General features: G+C 69.1%; 17 protein-coding genes. 7 read left to right on the top strand and 10 right to left on the bottom strand.

From position 1 onward, the window contains the following. Nucleotides 1–91 precede the first annotated feature (91 nt). Nucleotides 92–1,858 carry a HEAT repeat domain-containing protein gene (locus K8638_RS34060; protein ID WP_223758866.1) on the top strand — a complete coding sequence of 589 codons (1,767 nt, stop codon included), beginning with the start codon at nt 92–94 and terminating at the stop codon, nt 1,856–1,858. Nucleotides 1,859–1,861: 3 nt separating this feature from the next. Then, nucleotides 1,862–3,172 carry an HD-GYP domain-containing protein gene (locus K8638_RS34055; RefSeq protein ID WP_223758865.1) on the top strand — a complete coding sequence of 437 codons (1,311 nt, stop codon included), beginning with the start codon at nt 1,862–1,864 and terminating at the stop codon, nt 3,170–3,172. Here the strand turns inward: K8638_RS34055 and K8638_RS34050 are convergent. The 9 genes from K8638_RS34050 to K8638_RS34010 form a co-directional block, all read right to left on the bottom strand. After that, the gene (locus K8638_RS34050; RefSeq protein ID WP_223758864.1) at nt 3,153–4,172 is read right to left on the bottom strand and encodes an RluA family pseudouridine synthase; all 1,020 of its coding nucleotides are present in this window, start codon (nt 4,170–4,172) and stop codon (nt 3,153–3,155) included. The two genes, K8638_RS34055 and K8638_RS34050, sit on opposite strands and share 20 nt — an antisense overlap. A gap of 11 nt (nt 4,173–4,183) precedes the next feature. After that, nucleotides 4,184–4,447 carry a hypothetical protein gene (locus K8638_RS34045; RefSeq protein WP_011553384.1) on the bottom strand — a complete coding sequence of 88 codons (264 nt, stop codon included), beginning with the start codon at nt 4,445–4,447 and terminating at the stop codon, nt 4,184–4,186. An 81-nt stretch (nt 4,448–4,528) separates the two neighbouring features. Further along, nucleotides 4,529–6,289, bottom strand: a complete 1,761-nt coding sequence (locus K8638_RS34040) for a helix-turn-helix domain-containing protein (protein WP_223758863.1) — start codon at nt 6,287–6,289, stop codon at nt 4,529–4,531. Continuing rightward, on the bottom strand, nt 6,286–7,263 hold the full coding sequence (locus tag K8638_RS34035) for a P-loop NTPase (protein ID WP_223758862.1): 978 nt from the start codon (nt 7,261–7,263) through the stop codon (nt 6,286–6,288). The genes K8638_RS34040 and K8638_RS34035 overlap by 4 nt, the downstream gene beginning before the upstream one ends. 137 nt (nt 7,264–7,400) lie before the next feature. Continuing rightward, on the bottom strand, nt 7,401–9,083 hold the full coding sequence (locus tag K8638_RS34030) for a hypothetical protein (RefSeq protein ID WP_223758861.1): 1,683 nt from the start codon (nt 9,081–9,083) through the stop codon (nt 7,401–7,403). A gap of 167 nt (nt 9,084–9,250) precedes the next feature. Next, the gene (locus K8638_RS34025) at nt 9,251–9,844 is read right to left on the bottom strand and encodes an HNH endonuclease (protein WP_223758860.1); all 594 of its coding nucleotides are present in this window, start codon (nt 9,842–9,844) and stop codon (nt 9,251–9,253) included. Further along, nucleotides 9,841–11,238 (bottom strand): L-seryl-tRNA(Sec) selenium transferase, encoded by a 1,398-nt coding sequence (gene selA / locus K8638_RS34020; protein WP_223758859.1) that lies wholly within the window; start codon nt 11,236–11,238, stop codon nt 9,841–9,843. The genes K8638_RS34025 and selA overlap by 4 nt, the downstream gene beginning before the upstream one ends. A 140-nt stretch (nt 11,239–11,378) precedes the next feature. Then, nucleotides 11,379–11,582: a cold-shock protein gene (locus tag K8638_RS34015; RefSeq protein WP_223758858.1), complete on the bottom strand. Its 204-nt coding sequence runs from the start codon at nt 11,580–11,582 to the stop codon at nt 11,379–11,381. 216 nt (nt 11,583–11,798) lie between these two features. Beyond that, complete coding sequence (locus K8638_RS34010) at nt 11,799–14,207, bottom strand: transglycosylase SLT domain-containing protein (RefSeq protein WP_223758857.1); 2,409 nt, start codon at nt 14,205–14,207, stop codon at nt 11,799–11,801. Between the two features lie 104 nt (nt 14,208–14,311). Between K8638_RS34010 and K8638_RS34005 the strand changes: the two genes are divergently transcribed. Next, nucleotides 14,312–16,552, top strand: coding sequence for an ATP-binding protein (locus K8638_RS34005; protein WP_223758856.1), 2,241 nt, complete (start codon nt 14,312–14,314; stop codon nt 16,550–16,552). Between the two features lie 23 nt (nt 16,553–16,575). On the opposite strand, the gene K8638_RS34000 is transcribed toward K8638_RS34005, so the two are convergent. Then, nucleotides 16,576–17,514, bottom strand: a complete 939-nt coding sequence (locus tag K8638_RS34000; RefSeq protein WP_223758855.1) for a hypothetical protein — start codon at nt 17,512–17,514, stop codon at nt 16,576–16,578. A gap of 73 nt (nt 17,515–17,587) precedes the next feature. On the opposite strand from K8638_RS34000, the gene K8638_RS33995 reads away from it, so the two are divergent. From K8638_RS33995 to K8638_RS33980, 4 genes are all read left to right on the top strand, one after another. After that, nucleotides 17,588–18,328, top strand: coding sequence for a zf-TFIIB domain-containing protein (locus K8638_RS33995; RefSeq protein WP_223758854.1), 741 nt, complete (start codon nt 17,588–17,590; stop codon nt 18,326–18,328). 859 nt (nt 18,329–19,187) lie between these two features. Then, a complete protein-coding gene (locus tag K8638_RS33990) occupies nt 19,188–19,487 on the top strand; it encodes a hypothetical protein (RefSeq protein ID WP_370644193.1) in 300 nt (99 codons plus the stop codon). A 147-nt stretch (nt 19,488–19,634) separates the two neighbouring features. Then, nucleotides 19,635–20,075: a hypothetical protein gene (locus K8638_RS33985; protein ID WP_223758852.1), complete on the top strand. Its 441-nt coding sequence runs from the start codon at nt 19,635–19,637 to the stop codon at nt 20,073–20,075. 117 nt (nt 20,076–20,192) lie between these two features. Next, nucleotides 20,193–22,811 carry a MupA/Atu3671 family FMN-dependent luciferase-like monooxygenase gene (locus K8638_RS33980; protein WP_223758851.1) on the top strand — a complete coding sequence of 873 codons (2,619 nt, stop codon included), beginning with the start codon at nt 20,193–20,195 and terminating at the stop codon, nt 22,809–22,811. Nucleotides 22,812–23,047 lie beyond the last annotated feature (236 nt).

Raw genomic sequence — 23,047 nt, 5'->3', positions numbered from 1 at the left:
AGCCCCCGAACTTCCACCAGTCCGCCGAGTGGGTGACAGGATGAAATCAGGGTAGGCTCGGGATACCGCCCGAGCGGAGAGTTTCAGACGCATGGCCCAGCCCCAAAAAGCCAACCCAGCCGCGAGTGGTGACGCCGAGCTCTCCCCCGAGGCACGTGAGAAGGTGGAGATGGCGAAGACGTTCGCCTTCCATCTGCTCAAGGGCATCAAGCAGATCGGCATGTACCGCCACAACGAGTCGCGCTTCCCGGAGTTCCTCGGCAAGGCGCTCGAGTCCGTGGTCGCGTACAACGACAAGTTCGGCCCGCTGTCCATGAAGGTGGAGCAGCAGAACCTGACGCTGCATGGCGAGTCGCTGTTCTCCGAGGACACGCCGCTGCCCTACAAGTTCTTCCGGGACGGCATCCGGCAGCTCATCTTCCGCCCCGGCCTGCAGATCGAGGAGCTGGTCACCTTCACGCTCATTGCCCTGTCCGAGCCGGAGCGCGGCGCGGAGGACGTGCTGGCGCAGTTGTGGCGCGCGAGCATGGAGCACGTGGAGTACGTCGTGGTGGAAGGCTTCTCCATGGAGACGGCCTCCGAGGAGGAGGTGCAGGTCGAGGTGGACAAGGTGGTGGGCTACCTCTACTCGCGGCTGACGACGAACTCGGATGACTACCTGCGCTTCGCGCGCGTGTCCGCGGAGGACCTGGACTCCAAGCTGGACGGCGTGGAGCAGATCCGCGGCCTCGTGGTGAGCGGGCGTCACGCGTCCGACGAGCTGAAGGCGAAGCTGCAGCGCGAAGTCACGGAGGAGGAGAACGCGCGGCTCTTCCCCAAGCTGGTGAGCGCGGTGTTCCAGGTGGTGGAAGGGGGCGTGGAGGACGCGGCGCTGCTCGAGGAGATCTTCGTACAGCTGCTGGACATGCTCCTCATCCAGGACGACTTCGCCACCATCAACCAGATCGTCCTCAAGCTGCGCGCGCTGTCCCAGCGCGACAGCGGCGCGAGCCTGGGGAAGATGCTGGACAACTTCCTGCACAAGATGGGCGAGGAGCAACGCCTGATGCGCATGGGCGAGGCGCTGAAGACGACGCGCCCGAAGAACCCGGCGGACGTGACGCGCTACCTGCAGGCGTTGGACCGGGACGCCATCTTCCCGCTGCTGGCGGTGCTGGAGACCCTCGAGGTACCGGAGAACCGCGTGCTGCTGGGCGACGTGCTGGCGGGCTTCGCGCGCGAGGTGCCGGAGCCCTTCGTCGCGCGGCTGTCGTCGGACCGGCCGCAGACCGTGCGCGACATGGTCTACATCCTGGAGAAGAGCAACCACCCCGAGCGCATCAAGATGTTCGGCCAGGTGCTCAAGAGCCCCAACCTGGTGGTGAAGCTGGAGGTCCTCCACATCATCGGCAAGGGCCGCACCGGCGAGTCGCGCCGGATGATCGCCGACGCGCTGAATGACCCCATCTCCCAGGTGCGCATGCTGGCGGCGAAGCTGCTGCCTGAGTTCGACCGCGACAAGGCCTACTCGGACCTGGTGCGGGCGGTGCGTGACGCCTCGTTCGACAAGAAGACGCCGGACGAGCGCGCGGCGTTCTACTCGGCCATCGGCTCCACCGGCACTCCCGGGGCGCTGTCGATGATGCAGCAGATGCTGGCGGTGAAGCCCTCGCTGCTCAACAAGAAGCGGGTCATGGACGACAAGCTGCTGGCCATCCACGGGCTGGCCGGCGCGTGTTCCATCCAGGCCTACAAGATCCTGCAGGCGGTGGTGGAGGACAAGAGCCAGCCACTGGAGGTCCTCACCGCGGCACGCAAGGCGATGTACCAGACGCGCAAGACGCTGTTCGGGGACTCCGCGCTCCCGGAGGAGGCTTAGCCCATGGCCGAGAACCTGAAGATCAGCCAGGCCCAGGAAGAGAACATCAACGAGTACGGCCGCGAGCACAACGAGAAGCTCCAGGTCCTCGCGCGCTCCATGGTGGCCGGCCTCTACATGCTGATCCGCTCCGTGAAGATGTATGACCCGGAGAACTCGGTCTTCCAGAAGCCGCTGCACCAGCTCCAGGACATCGTCAATCAGATCATCGGCAAGGAAGGCCGGCTGGAGCTGACGGGCGTCAAGGAGTCCTTCTACCTGAACGGCATGCTGGTGAAGGTGGACCTGAACTCCATCGAGAACCAGCGCTACCTGCTGGCGGAGCTGCGCTCCAAGGACGTGGGCGGCTTCACGCTCACCAAGCCGGTGACGGTGGCCGAGCTGAAGAACTTCATCTGGATCTTCGCCAAGGAGCAGTCGGCCACGGCGGAGGAGGACGGGCTGGCGGGCCGCAAGCTGCTCAACATGCGGGTGGCCAAGTTCTCCAAGCTCAAGGAGAAGCTGAACAAGGACATGGACAACCCGGGCGACCTGAAGGTCGATCGCAAGAAGTACGCGATGACCATCTACGCGCGCGCGGTGTTCTTCCTCACGAAGTACCTGGAGTCCGTGCGCGCCGGAAAGCCCATCAACGCGTCCAAGGCGCTGCGGCTGGTGCAGGACTTCGTGGACATCTGCTACGAGCAGCGGACGCACTTCCTGGGCATGACGACCATGCGGCGCGAGGACGAGTACCTCGTGTACCACCAGGTCAACGTGTGCCTGATGTGCATCGTCTTCGGCGCGGAGCTGGGGCTGACGAAGGCGCAGCTTCGCGACCTGGGCTACATCGCCCTCTTCCACGACGCGGGCATGGCGACGCTGCCGGAGGAGCTGTCCACCAAGCGGGGCGCGCTGTCCCAGGACGAGCGGCTGACGGTGCAGAAGGCGCCGCTCATCTCCGTGCGCAACATCCTGATGGAGAAGGGCTTCAGCCGCTCCACGCTGCTGCGCGTGGTGACGACGTTCGAGCACAAGACGGACTTCGGCACCGCGGTGCGCGACTCGCGCGGCAACATCCAGATGATCATCCCGAAGACGAACCTCGGGGTGTACTCGAAGATCATCGCCATCTGCGACGCGTACGACGCCCTCACCTCCAAGCGCCCGTACCGGGACGCCTACGGCCCGGAGGTGGCGCTGATGCTGATGTGGACGGAGATGCGCAACAAGTTCGACCCGGAGCTGCTCGAGGTCTTCATGCGCGTCATGGCGATTCAGCCGGTGAAGGTGCTGTCCAAGCGGCAGCAGTCCCTCAGCGTGTCCGGCCTGTAGCCCGCTTCGCCGCCGCCTTCTTCCGGGCCGCGGGCTTCTCGGGCTCCGGCTGGGAGACGGTGCCGCGCAGCAGCGCCAGCGCGGCGGTGAAGTCCGCGGGGATGGGTGCCTCCAGCTCCAGCACCTTGCCCGTGCGCGGGTGCGCGAAGGACAGGCGCCAGGCGTGCAGCGCCTGCCGGCCCAGCAGCTCCTGGGCCTCCGCCGCGAGCCCCTTCGCCTTGCGGCCCGCGCCGTAGAGCGCGTCGCCCAGCAGGGGGTGGCCGGACTCCGCCATGTGCACGCGAATCTGGTGCGTGCGGCCGGTGAACAGGTCCACCTCCACCAGCGACGCGCCGTCGAACGTCTCCAGCGTGCGGAAGGCGGTGATGGCCGGCTTGCCCTCCTTCACCTTCCCGGTGAAGCGCTGGCGGTGGACGGGGTGGCGGCCGTAGAGCGTCTCGATGCGGCCCTCGGCCGGCGGCGCGCCGTGGACGAGCGCCAGGTACGTCTTCTCCACCGCGCGCGTCTTGAAGGACTTCTGCAAGGCCACCAGCGCCTGCTCGTTCTTGGCCACCACGAGGCAGCCGGTGGTGTCCTTGTCCAGGCGGTGGACGATGCCCGGGCGCAGCTCGCCGCCCACGCCGGCCAGGTCCTTCACGCGGTGCAGCAGCGCGTTGACCAGGGTGCCGGAGGCGTGCCCCGCGCCCGGGTGCACCACCATGCCCGCGGCCTTGTCCACCACGACGAGGTCGCGGTCCTCGTGCAGCACGGCGAGCGGTAGCTCCTCCGCCACTGGAATGGCGGCCACGGGCGCGGGGACATGGAGGGTGAGCATTTCCCCGCCGCGCAGGCGCCGCGCCGTCTTGGCCGGCTGGCCGTCGACGAGCACATGCCCGGCCTCGATGAGGCCCTGGATGCGGGAACGGGTGAATTCCGGGAACGCCCGGGCGAGGTACTGGTCCACGCGCTCTCCGCGGGCTTCGGGCGGGGCGCGGTGCTCTCGCGTGTCGGGCGCTACCACGTTCGGCGGAGCTACCAGATCTTCGACTTCACGTGCGCCTTGGAGCGCAGGACGATGTCGTTGATGGCTCGCTCGAAGAAGTTCATCTTCGTGAAGATCTCCTGGCTGACGCGGCTCTTGTAGAGCTCGCGGCCCTCTTCCAGCTCCTCCTTGAGGACCTCGAAGAGGTTGTCCTGCTCGATGCCCTTGATGATCTTCTGCTCGTTGTAGAGTGAGATATCCGAGGCAATCGCACGGGCGAGCCGCATCGCCTTGACCTTTTCCTCGTCCGTCATCGTCCTACCTACTTAGGCACCGGCATGGGGGGAGTCAACTTTCCTTGTACCCCCAGCCGATGAATAGGACGCCCGACGAAATCACTTCTTCCCCGACTTCTCAGAAGCCAGGGCGAGGTAGCTCCGGGAGACCCGGAGTGGATCCAGTCCCAGCTCGCGGGCCAGATTCATGAGGATGCCGCGCAGGTACACCTGGGCCGGGAGGGCGGAGTAGCGGTCCGCCTCCACGTTCTCCAGGTGGGCCTTGGAGATGCGGGTACGATCGGCGACCTGCTGGAGGGACTGCCCCCGGGCCTCGCGCACGCGGCGCAGGAGTTCGCCGTTGAACTCGGCGTCCGCCGGGATGTCGGGGGTACGGGGGCGCGGGGGCGGCTCGCGCACCCGGGCCGCCACCTGCGCCAGCGCCGCCTCAGCGGTGGCGATGGCCGAGTCCTGGGCGATGACCTGGGCGTCACCGAGTTGACGCCCGGCGGCCGGACGCGCTGGCGGCCGGGCCTGCTCCGGGGGCTGAGGAGGAACCGAGGGCTCGGCGGAGGCGCGGGCAGCCGCCGCTCGGGCGCTCGGCAGGGGTGGAGGCACGGCGCGGGGCATGGGAGCCGCGGGAACCTCCGTGCGGGCGGGCACGGCGGTGACCGCGGTGCTCGCTGGCGCGGAGGCAACGGTGCCGGAGGCGGGCGCGGAGGAGGTGCTCGGACTCGCCTGGGCGGGAGCGATGGGCGCGCTCGTGGCGGTGGAACTGGGAGGCGCGCTCGGGCCCTCCTGGGCGGGAGCGATGGGCGCGCTCGCGGCGGAAACGGGTGTGCTGCGTGCCGGCTCGGCGGCTGCGCTCGCGGTGGCCGAAACAGGCGTGCTGGAAGTCAGCTCGGCGGAGACACTCGCGGGGGCCGAAACAGGCGTGCTGGTGGGAGTCGGCTCGGCAGCGGCACTCGCGGTGGTGAGCGAAGGCGTGCTGCGTGCCGGCTCGGCGGAGACGCTCGGGGTACCCGAGACGAGCGTGCTGGAGGCCGGCTCGGCGGCGACACTCGCCGGAGTCGAAGCAGGCGTGCCGCGTGCCGATTCGGCGGAGACACTCTCCGGAGTCGAAGCAGGCGTGCCGGTGGGAGCCGGCTCGGCGGAGACACTCGCGGGAGCCGAAGCAGGCGCGCTGGGCGCCGATTCAGCGGACTCAGCACGGTCGGCGACGGGCGGCTGCGCGCTGGACGCAGGCTCGCTCGCGGCGGGAGCCGGTGCACTGGCGGCCGGCCTTGCGGGAATGCTCGCGGTGCTTGGAGCGGGCGTGCTGGAGGTTGCCTCGGCGGGCACGGGCGCTGCGGAGGCAACCGGCGGCAGGCTCACCGCGCTGCCCACGAACTGCGTGTCCTGGATGGAGCTGGACACGTACGCGAAGGAGAACCCGCGGAAGAACGTGGCGCGGAAGTCCTCCGGCCCCGAAGACGTCGTCGCGGGCTGTTCGGGCGGGGGCGTCGCGCTCGAGGCCGCGCCCTCCTCCACCGCCGCATTGGCGAGCGCCTCGGCGGCATGGGCCACCGTGCCCGCTTCGGGCGGGGCCTCGGGCGAGGGCTGCCCCCCGGCCGCGACGGCCTCCACCATCCGCCGGGCGGGCAGCCCCAGCTCCTGGTCGTACTCGGCCCGCAGCTCCGCGTCGGTGAGGATCTCCAGCGCCTCGGTCAGCCGGGCGCGCAGTGCGTCCACCTGCTCCGGCTCCACCAGCGCGTACACGGCGATGGAGTCCGGCGCATACAGCTCCATCAACCGCGAGTACGACGCGCGAATGTCGTCCACCGGCGCGGTGACGGGAACCTCCAGGATCTCGTAATAGGTCTGCTGCTCGAAGGGCTTCATGGCGAAGAAGGATCAGTGGTGCCGTCGAGGGCGAGGAGGCGGGCTGCGATTCGCTGGATGGCCGTGGACGCCGGGGAGTCGGGCCGCTCGATGAGGACGGGCCGGCGCTTGCGCACCGAGCGCCAGGCCTCGTCGTCGTAGCGGATGGCCCCCAGGTCATCCATCTCGATGCCGAAGAACTTCTTCCACGCGGAGGCGACGGCCGCGCCCACGTTGAGGTCCGCGTCGGTGCGCGCTTGATTCACCACCAGCCGGATGCGGAAGGAGGCCAGCTCGCGCTCCAGCCGCTCCGCGCTCGCGGGGTCCTTGCGCCGCGCCTGCGCCAGCACGTCGTGCAGCGTGCGCAGCGAGCCCTCGCGGGTGGTGAGCGCGCTCTCGACGATGTCCTCGATGCCGTACTGCGACTCCACCTGCTGGAGCCGCCGGAAGAAGGCCGCCTTCGCGAAGCGGTAGGCGTTCTCCACCGACGTGGGCTCGGGCAGCACCACCAGCACGCCGTGGTCCGCGAGGATGAAGAAGTCGATGGTGTTGAAGCTGGTGCCCGCGCCCAGGTCCAGGATGAGGTAGTCCGCCGAGGCGCCCATCAGCGTCTTCAGCAGCTTCTGCTTCTGCGCGTACTTGAGGTTGGCGGCGTCCAGCGCGTCCTGCGCGCCGGCGATCAGCGACAGCCGGGGCACGCCCGTGGGGATGATGACCTCGTCGAGCTGCGCCTTGTTCTTCCGCAGGAAGTCGGACAGCGTGGCCGAGGGCTGCCCCACCCCCAGGCACGTGTGCAGGTTGGCGCCACCGAGGTCCGCGTCCACCAGCAGCACGTTCAGCCCCGCCTGTGCGAGCGCGACGCCGAGGTTGGCGGACACCATGGACTTGCCGATGCCGCCCTTGCCGCCGCCCACCGCGATGATGCGCCGCGGGCGGGGACGACGGGACAGCCCCGGCGGTCCGGAGACCGCCGGAACCGAAGCCGTGGGGGCCATGGCTCGGGCTTCGGCCAGGGGAGCTCGCGAGGGTTCGGACATGGGGGACAGTGGGGCGGGCTTCAATGGAGCTCCCATCAAAGCCCGTCCTACCGCCCGAGTCGACTCCCCGCCAGTCCCCGTCCGTCAGCTGCCTGTCACCGGATGATCACGGCGCAGGTGCAGGGCTCGGAGCCCGTGCAGGCGTTGCCCGTGGCCGTCTCGCACGACAGGCCGGTGCAGCACGGGCTGCTGGTCGAGCACGCCTGGCCGGCGGCCGAGCAGGTAGACCCGGCCTCGCAGGTGCCCACGGTGCTCCCACCCGGGATGCGGCAGCCCAGGCCCGAGCAGCAATCCGCGGCCGAGGTGCAGGCCGTGCCCTGCGGCTGGCACGCCTGCGGCGCCTGGCAGGTGCCGCTGGTGCAGATGCCCGAGCAGCAGCCCGCGCCCGTGGAGCAGCTCTGCCCGTTGGCCGAGCAGACCGTGCCCGCGTCCGTACCGCCGGTGCCAGCATCCGTACCGCCGGTGCCAGCGTCGGCGCCGCCACCCGGGGTGGCCGGAGGACGGCAGGCGAAGCTCAGCTCGCCCACGGACACGCAGGAGGTGCCCGCGCAGCACGCGGAGTTGGCCGGGTCGCACGAGGTGCCCACCGGATCACAGGTGGGGGCCGCCTGGCAGGTGAAGGCACCACCATCCGCCCCGGGCAGGCAGCGGTTGCCGTTGCAGCACTGGTCGCTGAACTGGCAGGTGTTGCCCGCGGCGATGCAGCAGCCCGCCTCGCCGGTGTAGCCGGTGGGGCAGTTGGTGGGGCACTGGCCGTTGGGGCAGCCGCCGAAGCAGCGCGGCACGCCGGAGGAGTCCACCTTGCACACGGACTTCTGGCCGTCGCAGCAGGCCTCGCGCGCGTTCACGTCGATGATGCCGCCGTCGGGGAGCATGCCGGTGCCGCAGATGTTGCCCACCGGGTTGCAGCCGTTGGGGTTGTCGCAGCGGTTCTCGCGGCAGTCCACCGCGTTCTGGAGCTTCTCGCCGCCGCAGCAGGCGCCGTCGTTGGTGCAGTAGTTGCCCGTGGGGCGGCAGCCGTTCACCGGCTGGCACACCGTGGCGCCATAGCCCAGGTCCACGCAGGTGCGCGAGCAGCAGGTGCTGGCGCCGGAGCACGGGTTGCCGTCCTGAACGCAGTTGCCACCGCCGGCGCCGCCCACCACCACGCAGCGGCCCGGGGTGCCAGTACCGTTCTGCGAGCACACGCCGCCGCAGCAGTCCTCGTTCTTCAGGCAGATGTCGTCATTGGCCTGGCACGAGTACGCCGGCTTGCAGAGGCCGGCCTGGCAGTTGGTGGAGCAGCAGTCGCCGTCCGCGGCGCAGGCCTGGCCCGGCACCTTGCAGGACGTGGAGCCCGCGGGCAGCGCCGCGCACTTGCCGTCACTGCCGCAGATCTTCGTGCAGCACTCCTCCGCGTTGGAGCAGCTGCCGCCCACGTCGTGGCACTGCAGGGTGGAGCACTTCCCGCCCAGGCAACTCTGGGTGCAGCACTCGATGCCGCTGGAGCAGGACTCACCGGCCGGCGTGCACTGCTCGCTCGGCTGCGGACACAGGCCGTCCGCGCCACAGATGCCCGTACAGCACGCGGCGCCCTCGGCGCTGCACGACGCGCCCGCCTCGATGCACTGGGAGCCCGGGCCCGCGTCTGGCGGGGGCGGCGTCCCGGAGTCCTCGCCTCCAGGGCCGGCATCCGTGGTGTCCCCGGGCGGTCCTCCCGGTGGCTTGTCGTCAGAGCACCCTGCAACCCCCAGGGCCAGGACCATGCCCACCAGCACCAGCCAGCGGTTCGCCTTCATCCGGAAACTCCCCTTCCGGTCCGGCGCCTTCCGCGACGGGGGGCGGTGCACCGGGCCGCATATGAGCGCGCGCGGAAACCCCGCGCGTGCTGGGGTGGACCCGGCCACCCCGGGAAGCGGCCACGGAAAATCGTCAGGGAGCCGTCAGAAAAAACCGGGGGGGTCCGCTATTCGTCAAGAAGTTCGACGTTCCAGTACGAGGCATCCGCAAGGTGTAGGAAGGGCAGCCACTCCCGGTACGTCACCTTGCGGGTGGCACCGCGGAACAGGGGCGTCCAGCGGGGGCGGACGGGCTTCTTGAGCAGCCTCATGTCCGCCTGTTCGGGGGTACGCCCGCCCTTCTTCAGGTTGCAGGGCACACAGGAGCAGACGACGTTCTCCCAGGTCGTCTTGCCCCCCTGGGAGCGCGGCATGACGTGGTCCAGGTTCAGCTCGCTGCGGGGCAGACTCTTGCCGCAGTACTGGCAGGTGTCGTTGTCACGCGCGTAGATGTTGAGCCGGGAGAAGCGCACCCGGCCGCGAGGCAGGTGGTCATACGCGCTGAGCACCAGCACGCGGGGGACGCGGATGGTGCGGTTGATGGTGGTGATGCAGTCCTGGGTCGCACTCAGCGCCGCCCAGTCGTCGAACTCATAGAGCCGGTACTGCGCGTCGATGGCCTTGGCCACGCCCTGGTACAGCAGCGAAAACGCCCGCTTCACCGAGGTGACGTGCACCGGCTGGTAGTACCGGTTGAGGACGAGGACGGCGCTGTTGATCATGGCGGGTTCCCTGGAATGGCCGCCACGACGGCATGGGCGACCGACTCGAGCTCCTCCTCCGAGAGACAGCGGACGTCGAGGACGACCTCTCCATCCGCGATCCTGCCAATAACCGGCACGTCCCCGCCGCGCAGGCGGTCGAGGAATGTTTCCGGCCTCTCTAGGTTGAGGATGCAGGCAAAGGACGGCAACCGGGCCAGCGGCATGGCCCCCCCACCCACCTGCCCCCCCCCCCCCTCCATCCGGGCGGCCACGCCTTGCTCGGCCAGCAGCCCCTGGAGCCGCAGCGCGCGGGCGCGCAGCTCGTCAGGCCCCTGGGTGAGCAACCTGTACGTGGGAACGGCTCGCGGGCGGCCGTCCCGGTACAGCTCCAGGGTGGCCTCCAGCGCGGCCACCGTCATCTTGTCCACGCGCAGGGCCCGGGTGAGCGGGTGCGCCTTGATGCGCGACAGCAGCGCCGCGCGTCCCACCACGATGCCCGCCTGGGGCCCGCCCAGCAGCTTGTCCCCCGAGAAGGCGATGACGTCCGCCCCCGCCGCCACCGCCTGGGGCACGGTGGGCTCCTGCGTGAGCCCCTCCCCTTCCAGCGGCACCAGCGCGCCCGAGCCCAGGTCCTGGAACACCGCCACCCCGCGCTCGCGGCCCAGCGAGGCCAGGGCCGCCACGTCGACTTCCTCGGTGAAGCCCACCAGCGCGAAGTTGGAGCGGTGCACCTTCACCAGCAGCCCCGTCTCCGGCCCCACCGCCGAGGCGTAGTCCGACAGGCGCGTGCGGTTGGTGGTGCCCACCTCCACCAGCTTCGCGCCGGACTGGCGCATGACATCCGGCACGCGGAAGCCGCCGCCAATCTCCACCAGCTCGCCGCGGGACACCACGCACTCGCGGCCGGACGCCAGCGCCGCCAGCACCAGCAGCGCCGCGCCCGCGCAGTTGTTGACGACGAGCGCGTCCTCCGCACCGGTCAGCGCGCGCAGCAGGCCGACGACGGGGGCGTAGCGGCTGCCCCGCTCTCCCTCGTCCAGGTCGTACTCGAGGTTGGAATAGCCACGGGCCACGGCGGCCACGCGGGCCACGGCCTCCGGGGCCAGGGGGGCGCGGCCGAGGTTGGTGTGCAGCACCACGCCGGTGGCGTTGAGCACGGGCCGCAGGTTCGGCGTGGCCAGCGTGCCCAGGGCCTCCGCGACGTCGTCGTCGGTAAATGGCCGGGTCTCGCCCCGGAGCAGCCGGGCGCGCGTGCGGTCGACCGCGAGCCGGAGCGCGGCCACGGCCCGGGCCCGGGGGACTCCGGCCAGCAGCGGCTCCAGCGACGGGCGGCGCAGGAGTTGCTCGATGGAGGGGAGCGCGCGCAACAGCGCGTTCTTCCCACCGTCTGCGTTGTTCGACGGTGCGCCCACACCATGAGTCTAGGGGAACCTCCCGCCGGGCGCCAAGCCGGGGGCCGGGACGGGAAGGTGACAAAAAGGAAAAGGCCCAGCCTCCGGGTAGGAGACTGAGCCTTCATGACTGAACGCGACGAGGCGCGCTCAGTGCGGCATCAGATGGGGCGCACGTTCTGAGCCTGGAGACCCTTGGGGCCCCGGGCCACGTCGAACTCCACCTTCTGGCCTTCCTGCAGGGTGCGGAAGCCCTGGGTCTGGATCGCAGTGTGGTGGCAGAAGAGGTCCTCGCCCCCGCCGTCCTGCGTGATGAACCCAAAGCCCTTCGCGTCGTTGAACCACTTCACGGTACCAGTCGCCATTACTCTTCTCTTCTTCTTTCTCTTCCCAGCTTCATGAATTGAGCTGGATGCCACCCCTGGTAAAGGTGAGGCCCCCGCCGTTTGGCACGTTTCCATCCGGTTGCATAGGGGGGTACACCATCCCAGGTGCCCTTTTTTGTCAGGACGTCGATAAAACACGCAGCTTCTGCGTTCGATTCCGGACAATTTCCCCCGTTTTCCGGCTGCCGCGAAAATCTACTTCGCGGCTGCACTCTTCAGGACGGGCAGCTTGGGGGCCCGGCCATAGAGGAGCTGGTACGTGTTGAAGGAGCGGAGCACGCGCTTGATGTAGCCGCGCGTCTCGGAGATGGGGATTTCCTCCACCCAGGCGTCCAGCGGCAGCTCCGGCCGCTCCGAGCGCCAGCGGTTCACCGCGCCAGGGCCCGCGTTGTAGCTGCCCACCGCGTACGGCGTGTGCCCGTCGAACTTCTTCAAGAGGCCGCCGAGGTAGTGCGCCCCCAGGCGGATGTTGAGGTCCGGCTGCAGCAGGTGGTCCACGCTGAATCGCTTGAGGTTCAGCTGGCGCGCCACGCTCTTCGCCGTGGACGGCATGAGCTGCGTGAGCCCCAGCGCGCCCGCCCAGGACAGGGCCTTGGGGTCCAGCGCGCTCTCCTCGCGCATCAGCGCCTGGAGCAGGTCCGGCTCCACGCCCGCGTCCGCGGTGTGCTTCTCGATGAGCTCCCGGAACGCGTTGGGATAGGCCACCTCCCACACCACGCGCGTCTGCGGGGTGATGCGCCCGCTCAGGTCCTTGCGCAGCGCCAGCCGCGCCACCGCGTGCGCGGAGCGCTCGTCCCCCGCCTCGTGCAGCACGAGCACCAGCAGGCGGACGGACTCCGCGGGGAGGTTCGTCCGGTTCACCGCGAGCAGCTCGGATGAGACGGCCTCGTTGAAGCCCAGGCGGTACAGCTCCACGCCCGCGCGGAAGTGCGGGTCCTCGCCCATGGGGCCGGCGAACAGCGGCCAGGGGCTGGCCGCCTCCGGCACCTTGAAGATTTCAGGGGCGACCCGCTCCAGGCGCGCCGGGTCCACCTTGGCGAGCTGCGAGCGCGCCATCAGCCCGTAGTACGTGGCCGGGTGGTCCACCGCGAGCGTCTCGAACAGCTCCGCCGCGCCCTGGATGTTGCCCTTGTCCTGCATCGTCCGGGCCCGCCAGTAGCGCGCGCGCTCCACGTCGTAGCTCTCGTCCGCCTGGGCGAACCGGGCCTCGATGCGGTCCAGGAACGACAGGCCCGAGTCCTCCGCGCCGGTGGTGCGGGCAATCCAGTACGCCTTGAAGAGCGCCTCGCCGAGGAAGTCCCCCTGCGGGTACAGGCGGGCCAGCGCGTCGAGCTGGACCATGGCCTCCTTGGGGCGGCCCGTCTTGAGGTACAGGTCCGCCGCGTAGAAGAGGCCGTCGTCCGCGAAGGAGTGGTCGGGGAACTCGCGGGCCAGCCGCTCGTACGTCTCCGTGCCGCGCGCCTGGTCCACGATGGAGCGCGACGAGCCGAGCACGTACAGCGCGCGCGCCAGCAGGTCGCGGTCCTGGCACTTCTCCACCACGGGCGTCAGCACCTGGATGGCGCGCGTGTGCTGGCGCTCCTTGCGCTGGCCCTTGCCGTAGGCGAAGTGCGCGCGGCAGGCCAGCGGGTCCGGGAGCTGGAGCTGGCCCATGAGCGGCTCCAGCACCGCCAGGCCCTGCTTGTTGCGGTGCAGCTCCACCAGCGCCTCGCCCCGCCCCACCCTGGCGTCCGCCGGAGGCGTCTGGCCCTTGAGGCGCTTCTCGGCCTGCTTCGCCAGGGGGGACAGCGGGTGCGCGGCCCACAGGCGCCACAGCGCGGCGCGCTCGGCGGCCTTGTCCTTCTTCTCCGCGGCGATGTCGGCGATGGCCATCAGCGCCTCGGCGCCCACGTTGCGGCCCCAGCTCGGCGCGGCGCGGCCGGTGAGCGGCTCCAGCGCGGCCATGGCGCCCGCGGCGTCCTTCTTCTTGCGCAGCACGCGCGACAGCCCCAGGCGCGCGTCCACGTACAGGCGGGACTCCGGGGACACCTGAGACAGCAGCTCGGCGGCCTCGTCGAAGCGGCGCAGACCCTCCAGGGCCACGCCGGCGTGGGTGAGGCACCTGTCACGCAGCGCGGGGTAGTCCGGCGCCAGCGCGGCGAACTCCTTCGCGGCGGCCTCGTCGTCTCCGGTTCGCACGGCGGCCAGGGCGCGCAGGTAGCGCACCGGGGCGCTGTCACCCTCGTCCTTCAGCAGCTCGCGGGCGCGGGTGTACTGGCCGCGGTCGAAGGCCTCGCGGGCCTCCTTCTTCTTCCCCTCCGAGAAGTACGGGGTGATGTCCTCCAGCCCGTAGCGGCGCCCGCGGTGCACCACCGGCGTCGGGGGGGCCGGGTTGGGGAACGCGGGGTTGAGCACCTCCACGTAGCCCGGAGGCACCGGGGCCTTCTCCGAGTCCGGAGGCGGCGAGAGCTGGGCTTCCGACGGGGCGCTGTCCGGGCGCTGGACGGGGGCCTCCGAGGCCTCCGGCGCGGGCGGCTCGGACGCGGAGCCCTGGGGAGTGGGAGCCTGTCCGGACAGGAGCAGCGCGGAGGCGAGGAGGGCGAGCTTGGGAAGGAAGGGCTTCATACGCGGGGCCGACCCTGAGAGATGCGCGCGGGCGCGACACAGGACAACCGGGACTGCATGGAAAATTTCCGGCCGTGGACACAGGTTAGACTGTCCGCCCGCATATGGACATCCGGACTCAAAGCGCTCTGCTGGCATCCATCATCGGGCTCGCGTTGGGCGTGTCCATGTTGCTGCGCGCCGGCCGGCCGAGGGTGCTGACGCTCTACTCCGTCTTCGCCCTGACGGTGGCCGGGTACTACCTCTCCCTCTTCTTCCACAGCATCTTCCCGGCGGCGGATTACGGGTGGGCGTCCCGCATCACCCTGGGGACCACCATCCTCCTGGCCTCCCTGGTGCCCGGGGCCGCCGTGGCCTTCTTCCTGGAGTTCCTGGGTGTCAGCAAGGGAACCCACCTGCTTGGCCGGCGGCTTGCCCTGCTCTCGGCCGTGCTGGGGCTGGCCGTGGCCGTCACCCCCCTGGCCGACAAGGGGTGGGCCCGGGTGGCCATGGGGGTGTGGGTGCTCGGCACGCTGCTGACCTGCGGTTCGTTGCTGGTCCATCGAGTTCGGACGACCGAGTCGCGCATCGAACAGCTCCGGCTGACCTACCTCGCCATCGGGGCGGGGGCGGCCATCCTCTTCTCCGCGCTCGACTTCCTGAGCCGCTACGGGATTCCGTTTCCGACGCTCGGGCCCGTCTTCACCACCCTGTACCTCTTCTTCCTGGCGCAGACGCTGCTGCGGCTGCGGCTGATGGACCTGCACGAGCTGCTGGGGAAGATTGCCTCGCAGACGGTGCTGGCCGTCATCCTCGCGGCCGTCTTCACGGTGCTCACCGCGTGGGTGGACGAGGACACGGGGCTGTTCGTCTTCAACACGGTGGTGGCGGCGTTCGTCATCCTGATTCTGTTGGACCCGCTGCGGGCGAAGGTGGAGGAGATGGTGGTGCGCATCTTCTTCCGTGAGCGGTTCGCGCTGCTGGACTCGCTGGGCACGCTGCGGGCGCGCATGGCGAACGTGATTGAAATCTCCGAGCTGGCGCGGCTGGTGCTGGACACGCTGCACGAGACGGGGCGCGTGACACACGCGTCGGTGTACCTGCTGGCGGAGGACCGGCCCGGGTACCGGCTGCTGGACTCGCGGGGGCCGCATCCGGTGCCGTTCCTGGACACGGCGGTGGCGCGAGGCCTGCTGTTCGCGGCGGCCAGCGGGCAGAAGGCGGTGCTGCGGGAGAACGTGGAGCGGCGCATCGCGACGATGCGGCTGCAGGTGGTGGAGGGAAAGCGCTACCGCGACGAGCTGAAGCGCCTGAACGACACGCGGGCGGCGCTGGTGCAGGTGAAGGCGGGCATCACCGTGCCGCTGATGGGCAATGACCGGGTCATCGGGTTCCTGAACCTGTGGGACGAGCGGGTGCCGGAGGCGTACGCGTCCGACGAGATTGCCCTGATTCTGGAGGTGGGCGAGCGGCTGGCGACGGTGCTGGAGAACTCGAAGCTGTACGAGAAGATTCGCGAGCGGGATCGCCTGGCGGCGCTGGGTGAGATGGCGGCGGGCCTGGCGCATGAGATTCGCAACCCGCTGGGGGCCATCAAGGGCGCGGCGCAGTGCCTGGACCCGAAGCGGCTGCCGGGCGAGGACGGCGAGTTCCTGGACGTCATCGTCGAGGAGGTCAACCGGCTCAACGGCGTGGTGACGGCGTTCCTGGACTACGCGCGCCCGCTGAAGCAGAGCTTCGGGCCCACGGATTTGAACGAGGTGGTGACGCGCACCATGCGCCTCATCCAGAACGACGTGCCCCCGAACATCTCGCTGGCGGTGGAGCTGGACCTGCTCCTGCCCCGGGTGGACGGGGACGCGGAGCAGCTCAAGCAGGTGCTCATCAACCTGGTGCAGAACGCGGTGCAGGCGCTGGGGAGCCGGGAGGGGCGCATCACCGTGCGCACCGACAAGCCGGAGCGGTTCGGAGAGATCCGGAACGCGGGCGGCGAGTTCGTGGAGGTGCACGTGTCCGACACGGGGCCGGGCATCCCGTCGGACCAGCAGCAGCACATCTTCGTGCCGTTCTACACGACGAAGCAGAAGGGCACCGGGCTGGGGCTCGCCATCTGCCAGCGCATCGTGAAGAACCACGGAGGGAGCATCTCCGTGCAGAGCAAGGTGAGCGAGGGGTCGTCATTCGTGATTCGCCTCCCCGCCCTGCCTTCGGAGCAGCCCGTGGAGGGGGCGAGCGTGGACGGAACGCCCTACCCCGCCACGCGCCCGTCGCTGTCACTGCCCATGCCGGATGAGCTGCGAGAGGTGCCCAAGCCGACGCCACCGGAGCCGGGTCGTAAACGGGAGCGGCGGCGCCGGGCTGGGTAGCGGTCCGTCCTGACTGGTGCCTGTCAGAAGAAGCGCACGATGTCGAAGTTCCCCGACGCCGAGCCCGCGGCGTTGGACGCCGTGAGCGTGTACCGGCCCGAGGGCACCGAGAGCAGGTTGGACAGGACCAGGATGGCGCTGGAGGGATTCGGGACCGCCAGAGACAGGCCGATCTGCGGCGATGACACGGAGAAGCCCGAGAGGCTCGTCGGCAGGTTGTTGCCGCCGACGATGAGCTGCCGCGTCGGCCCGCTGTTGTCCGGGTAGATGATGCTCGGGTCGAGGTAGCTGATGGTGGGCGCCTGCAGTGCCGTCGCGATGTAGATCGGCACCGAGGTGCTTCCTGCCTGATTGGTGACCCGGAGCAGGTACTGCCCCGGCGGCACGTTGGAGGCGACGTAGAGGGGCAGGCTCACGGAGTTGGAGCTGCCCGACGGGAAGCCCGTTCCGGTGCCCAGGATGGGCTGCCCGTACGGGTTGGTGATGGCGTACCCGAAGGACAGCGGGAGGTTCGCCCCCTGGATCATGACGACGGTCGTTCCGGCCCGAAGCGTGCCAGGCTGAACCGAGCTGATGCTCGGCGCGCCCGTCACCCTGATGGCCTGGCCGTCGGACAGCCGCCGCTGTGCCGCCTCTCGTGCACCCGCGCCGTCGGGGAGCTCCATCCACGGGCCGAGCCCCTGCATCATCCCACCATTCCCGGTCTGTATGCCGACCACCTGGATGCGCGCCTTCCCGGAGGCCGCCGCCCCGGAGACCAGCTCGTGGACGCCCGCGGGCAGCCCCTGCGCCAGTTGCAGCACCCGGCCATTCTCCAGGACCAGATTGACGTCGTAGGCGGAGAGCCCGTCCCCCGCCCCCTCGCTGTCCCAACGGACCCACACGCCCCTTCCGGCGGCCCCCGCCAGTTCCATCTCCTGCACGGAGACCTGAAGCGCCGACTTCTGCTGATTCGTTTCCATCTGTGCCTCTTCGCTCTGGGGCCTGGGACATCCAGGTCCCTCTCCTGGGGCTACGCGGCGGCGCTGGAGCTGGATGCGGGTGCTCATCGCGGACATCGCTCCAGGTGAGGCCTCCTCCGGCCGAGCCCTGGTAGGCTCGGCCGGCATGAGCGCCTGCCCCTTCTGCCGGATGACCATGCGGTCCACCTTCATCGGCGGCCTGTCCCGCGAGGAGTGCGGCGGCTGCGGCTCCGTGTGGTTCGAGGGCGAGGCACTGGTGAAGGTGATGGGCGGCTCCGTCTCGGACGCGCTGCTCCGGCGCGCGAAGGGGCAGCCCGGCATCTGCAAGGGCTGCCATGCGAAGCTCCAGTACGTGCCGAGCTGCCCTGACTGTGGCGCGCATGCGCCGACGTGTCCCCGGTGCGGCCATGGCCCCCTGCCGGTGGTGGAGGCACTCGGAGTGGCCGTGGAGGTGTGCTCCGACTGCGCCGGCGTGGCGCTGGACCCGGGCGAGCTGCGGCAACTCCAGCGTGCGGCGGAGGCGTACCGGAATGAGCCGCTGGACGTGCGGCCCAGGCTGCGGCTCGGCGTGACGCCGGGGTGCGCCGCATGCAGGCGCAACGTCAAACCGAAGTACGGCTTCGTCTGGGAGGAGAAGCTCTACTGCGGAAGCTGCGCGCCCGAGGGCTCCGTGCCCTTCTCCGATGACCTGTCGAAGGCCGAGCCCAGCGCCGGGTACTTCGCGCAGCACGATTCCGGGTACACCGCCGCCAGCGGCACGGATGCCACCGGCTCCGCGTTGATGTGGCTGTTCTCGCGCGTGTTCGGTCGCTGAAGGGACCTACGGCATATGAACATGCGACTGCCCCTGCGCAGATGGAAGGCGCACCTTGTGCAACTCGCTGGCCCTGCCACCCTGAGCCTCTTCATGCTCCTTGCGGGATGCGCCACTACACAACCCGGATCCGGGGAGTCGACCAACTACGGCCTGATTGGCGACACCCGCACTGTATGGGTCCGTGGTCCATGGGAGGACATCAAGCCATCTTCGGACGCTGACGCAATAATCGACCAACTCTGCCCTGCGATCATGCAATTGCCGCGCGCGAGTGATCGAGGGTACGGCCAGGAGTATTGCGGAGTCATCTACTCGCTCGACGGCCTGTTCTACGCAAGCCATGCATCTCCACTAGGGCCAACCGTGTTGATCTACCCGGAGAAGAGGAAGCAGTGCTACTTCCCCGCCAAAGTCAGGGACGCACGTGGCAGACCAGCAATCTTGGCTGATTACCACAGCCACCCCTGGTTTCCTTCCGCCATGTCTCGTGATGACAGACGGTCATCAAATCTTCGCTGGTTCATTCGCGTCCAATTCGACACATCCTGCCGGGTAATGAAGCTTGCCCCCTATCTCCATGAGAATCGACCTGGAGAGGTGTATGTGCGTGATGGATCCATCTGGAGGTTGATCGGCTACATCCGGCCTGAAGACAAGGCATCGGGAATCATGACGCCCATCGATGGCTGATATCCCTTCCGCCATGCGACCACAATCGACACACACTCCAGGATCGTAAATGAGACGGCTTCTGTTTCCCTTGCTGACGATTCCCCTCATCGGGTGTTCGCTCTTCCAGCGATACCCTCGTCCCCCCCGGGCTCCACCTGAAGAAGCAGCCCAGGTGCGATTCCCCATGGAACTGCCGTCCGAGGGGCGCCAGCAGCTTTCCGGGGTCATGGCCAGGGCAATCCAGTTGGCCTCAGACGATTTTCGTCCTCTAGACGCGAAGCCCCACCGCGGAGCCAACCCGTTGGAGGAGTGTCTGTATCGCCGAGAGTCGTTTGACGTCCTCGCCGCGCCCGGTCCGGACGGCATCATGTTTGTCAGCTTCTCATTCAACGCGGATGCCTGTCCTCCTGGCGGACCCATCGCGGATGCCGGCGCAACGTATGCCATTGATGTAAAGCGGTGGCGTATTCTCGCGGTAGAGTAGCGTCGCCGAAAGGAGACAACAGGCCAGTACATCATCAACTTCCGTGCCTTCATGCTTTCTGACCACTGGTGGCGCCTGGGTTCCAATCGGCAGGGCCGAGGGTGAATGGGGAGACCTCAAGATCTTTGAAGGACAGGACTGGCTGCCATGAGCAATGACGCCATCATGAGACACTTGACCCTTGTCGCCTGCTGTCTCAGCACCCTGAGCGGATGCTCGCTCCTGGGCTACTACAAATACGAGAAAGCGGAATGGGTGCCTCCAGGGGCATCAGCGGAGGTGAACTTCCCCTCCTCCTTCGAGGATGGAGTCCATCTGACCGGCCCCATGATGGCCGCGCTCGAAGTGGCGATGAGGGAGTTCCTTCCGCCAGGTCACAAGGTGAAGGGGCATGGCACTGACAAGCGACTGGATGAATGCCTCTCGCGAAGGAGTACCTACGAAACATTCGTGCTGCAGGCCAGTGATGACCTGTTCTTCGTCCGATTCTCGCCCGTGTTGAAAAGATGCGGCCTCGATACTCCGCTCCTCGATGGCGGCGCGACCTACGCCATCGACGGCAGTGGACGTATCGTCGACATGCTCTGAAATCCCCGGGCACCTTCCCGGCCGTGGGAGGCCCCGTGTTAGCGTCCCGCTCGGACTTCTGCCCTCACCTTCGAAGCGGGTGGCCGGACACGGCCCGCGGGACCCGCGCCCTACATCATGAAGAACGTCGAGGACGTCTACCGCTTCACTGCCTCGCAGCGAGAGCTGCTGTCTCAACGGCAGCCCCCTCCCGAATCCCGCATCGAGCACCTCCATTCCTCCTTCCGCGGCGCCGTGGAGGAGCCCGCCCTCGAAGAGGCCCTGCGCGAGCTGGTTCGCCGGCACACCGCCCTGCGCACCGCCTTCTTCATGCAGGGCCTCGCCGAGCCCATGCAGGTGGTGCGCGAGAAGGTGTCCCCCTCCCTGGAGCGAGTGGACGCCACCGCGCTGACGGGCGGGCTCGACGCGTGGCTGGAGGCGGACCGCCGACGCGGGATGAACCTCACCGCCGCTCCGTTGGTGCGGCTGTCGCTGCTGCGCACCGGACCAGACACGGGCGTGCTCGTCTTCGGCTACCACGCCGCGGTGCTCGACGCGGGCTCGGCCCGGCTGTGCCTCGAAGAGCTGCTGCGCCTCTACAAGGCCCGTCGCGAGCAGGGCGACACGGGGCTCGAGAAGTCCCGCGCCTTCCGTGAGTACCTCTCCTGGACGGAGCAACAGGCCACTCCCGAAACGGAGGCACGCTGGCGCGAGCTGCTGCGCGGTGTTCGCCCCACCCTGCTTCCGGAGCTGCCCGCCACCAGGGAGACGGCCTCCCTTCCCAGGGTCCAGCAGCAGCTCCTCTCTCCCACGGAGACCGGCAACATCCAGGCGTTCCTGCGCAAGCACAAGCTGGAGCTGAGCACGCTCGTCCAGGCCGCATGGGCACTGCAACTGCGACACCTCACCGGCAGCCAGGACGTGGTGTTCGGCGCGCTCGTTCCAGGCCGGCCCGCCTCGCTGTCCCAGGGCCGACCGATGCTCGGCAGCTTCGCGCATGTGCTGCCCAGGCGCTTCACCGTCCCGGCCGATGGCAGCCCCGTGCGCTGGTTCCGTGGACTCCAGGCCGAGCTCACCGAAGCCCAGCGCCATGAGCACGTCTCCACCGCACAGGTACGTCAGTGGCTTGGACTCCCTGAAGAAGCGCCCCTCTTCCAGAGCGCCGTCTCCGTCTGGGATGCCCCCGAGGAGGACCCGCTCAAGCCGCTCGCTCGCGGGCTCGGGTTCCACGGCTTCTCTCGCTCCGCGCCGTCACCCGCCTTCCCACTGTGCCTGGAAGTCATGGCCGGGCCTCGCCTGTCGCTGCGCCTCCACCATGACTCCCGTCGCTTCGCGCCCCTCGACGTCATCCGCCTGTCGGGGCAGCTCGTGGCACTGCTGGACATCCTCGTCTCCCAGCCGGACCGCGACGTGTCCTCCCTGGGCGAAGTCCTGGAGGCCGCCGGCAAGGCCGTGGGCAGCGACACACGAGGCACCGTCACCGCCGGTTCCACTCCCGAACCCGGCGAGCTCCGTGCCCTGCTGTCCCAACATCCAGAGGTCCGCGCGGTGGCCGTGCGCGTCGAGGGGAACTCCCTGGTCGCCCACGTCGTCCCGGCCCGCCGGCGCGCCCGGAAGCTGGACTTCGGCCTCTTCTTCTTCGCGGACGAGGACGCCGGCACCGGCGACAAGTACCACCTGCTCATCGAGGCGGCGAAGTTCGCGGACCAGCACGGCTTCACCTCCGTATCCACCCCGGAGCGCCACTTCCACGAGCACGGCGGCATCTACCCGAACCCCGCCATGCTCGCCTCCGCGCTGGCCACCATCACCCGCAACGTCAGCCTGCGCGCCGGTAGCGTCGTGCTCCCCCTCCAGAGCCCGTTCCGCGTCGCCGAGGAGTGGTCCATCGTCGACAACCTCTCCGGCGGACGCGCGGGCATCTCCATCGCCTCCGGTTGGGTGCCCAACGACTTCGCCTTCTTCCCGGAGAACTTCGCGCGCAAGCGCGACGTCATGTGGGAGAACCTCGAGAAGGTCGAGCGCCTGTGGCGCGGCGAGGCCGTGGCCACCAAGGACGGCGTCGGCAAGGACGTCCACCTCAAGGTCTTCCCCCGCCCCATCCAGCCCCGGCTCCCCACCTGGGTGACGTGCGCCACGGACCCCGCCCTCTTCGAGCGCACCGGCGCCAGCGGCTACAACGTCCTCACCTCCCTCCTGGGCCAGTCCCTGGAGGAAGCCCTGGAGCGAATCGGCCTCTTCCACGCGGCCGCCGACAAGGCCGGGCACGCTCGGGGCTCGCGAGTCGCCACCCTCATGATGCACACCTTCGTCGGCCAGGACGCGGACGACGTCCTCGACAAGGTCCGCGCCCCCCTCACCACGTACCTGCGCGCGCACGTGGCGCTGATGCAGACCCTGGTGAAGAGCCTCGACCTCCAGGTGGACATCAACGAGCCCAAGTGGGCGGACTACCTCGCCTCCTACGCCTTCGAGCGCTACTACCGCTCCGGCGCGCTCATCGGCACCGTGACGTCCTGCCTGCCCATGGTGGACCGGCTGTACGACGGCGACGTGGACGAGGTCGCGTGCCTCATCGACTTCGGCGTGGACACCGCCTCCGTGCTCGACAGCCTCACCCACCTCGCCGAGCTCAAGAAACTGGCCCAGGATGACGCGCTGCGCATGGAGCGCGTCCTCACCGAGTACCTCGATGAGCGTGTGATCGGCGCCAGGCCGCGCCTTCACATCCGGCTCGTGGACGCCCTGCCGGCCTGAGCCGGCACCCCGCCGCTGTCGGAGCGGCGAAGCAGAATCCGGTTATCCGCGACTATTCCACCCTTCGTGGACATGAGTCAGTCCACTGTGTTAGCTAATTTGCACTTAAGCGAGAGTTTGAGCGCATCTGGTCGCGGGAGACCGCGCACCGCTCGGCGTTGACCAGGTCACGGGAGACCGTGAGCCGCCAGGGGAAGAGGGACTCGCAGGGCCGGACCGGGCGCGGTTGTCCCGGG

The sequence above is a fragment of the Myxococcus sp. RHSTA-1-4 genome (genome assembly GCF_020037125.1).
Lineage (GTDB): Bacteria > Myxococcota > Myxococcia > Myxococcales > Myxococcaceae > Myxococcus.
The sequence above is the reverse complement of the archived record's forward strand: the minus strand, read 5'-3'. Positions and strand labels throughout refer to the sequence as shown.

Bases quoted from the DNA above. Each gene is read 5' to 3' on its own strand.
- K8638_RS34060 (WP_223758866.1), top strand. From the start codon at position 92: ATGGCCCAGCCCCAAAAAGCCAACCCAGCCGCGAGTGGTGACGCCGAG.
- K8638_RS34055 (WP_223758865.1), top strand. From the start codon at position 1,862: ATGGCCGAGAACCTGAAGATCAGCCAGGCCCAGGAAGAGAACATCAAC.
- K8638_RS34045 (WP_011553384.1), bottom strand. From the start codon at position 4,447: ATGACGGACGAGGAAAAGGTCAAGGCGATGCGGCTCGCCCGTGCGATT.
- K8638_RS34040 (WP_223758863.1), bottom strand. From the start codon at position 6,289: ATGAAGCCCTTCGAGCAGCAGACCTATTACGAGATCCTGGAGGTTCCC.
- K8638_RS34035 (WP_223758862.1), bottom strand. From the start codon at position 7,263: ATGGCCCCCACGGCTTCGGTTCCGGCGGTCTCCGGACCGCCGGGGCTG.
- K8638_RS34030 (WP_223758861.1), bottom strand. From the start codon at position 9,083: ATGAAGGCGAACCGCTGGCTGGTGCTGGTGGGCATGGTCCTGGCCCTG.
- K8638_RS34025 (WP_223758860.1), bottom strand. From the start codon at position 9,844: ATGATCAACAGCGCCGTCCTCGTCCTCAACCGGTACTACCAGCCGGTG.
- K8638_RS34015 (WP_223758858.1), bottom strand. From the start codon at position 11,582: ATGGCGACTGGTACCGTGAAGTGGTTCAACGACGCGAAGGGCTTTGGG.
- K8638_RS34010 (WP_223758857.1), bottom strand. From the start codon at position 14,207: ATGAAGCCCTTCCTTCCCAAGCTCGCCCTCCTCGCCTCCGCGCTGCTC.
- K8638_RS34005 (WP_223758856.1), top strand. From the start codon at position 14,312: ATGGACATCCGGACTCAAAGCGCTCTGCTGGCATCCATCATCGGGCTC.
- K8638_RS34000 (WP_223758855.1), bottom strand. From the start codon at position 17,514: ATGGAAACGAATCAGCAGAAGTCGGCGCTTCAGGTCTCCGTGCAGGAG.
- K8638_RS33995 (WP_223758854.1), top strand. From the start codon at position 17,588: ATGCGGGTGCTCATCGCGGACATCGCTCCAGGTGAGGCCTCCTCCGGC.
- K8638_RS33990 (WP_370644193.1), top strand. From the start codon at position 19,188: ATGGAACTGCCGTCCGAGGGGCGCCAGCAGCTTTCCGGGGTCATGGCC.
- K8638_RS33985 (WP_223758852.1), top strand. From the start codon at position 19,635: ATGAGCAATGACGCCATCATGAGACACTTGACCCTTGTCGCCTGCTGT.
- K8638_RS33980 (WP_223758851.1), top strand. From the start codon at position 20,193: ATGAAGAACGTCGAGGACGTCTACCGCTTCACTGCCTCGCAGCGAGAG.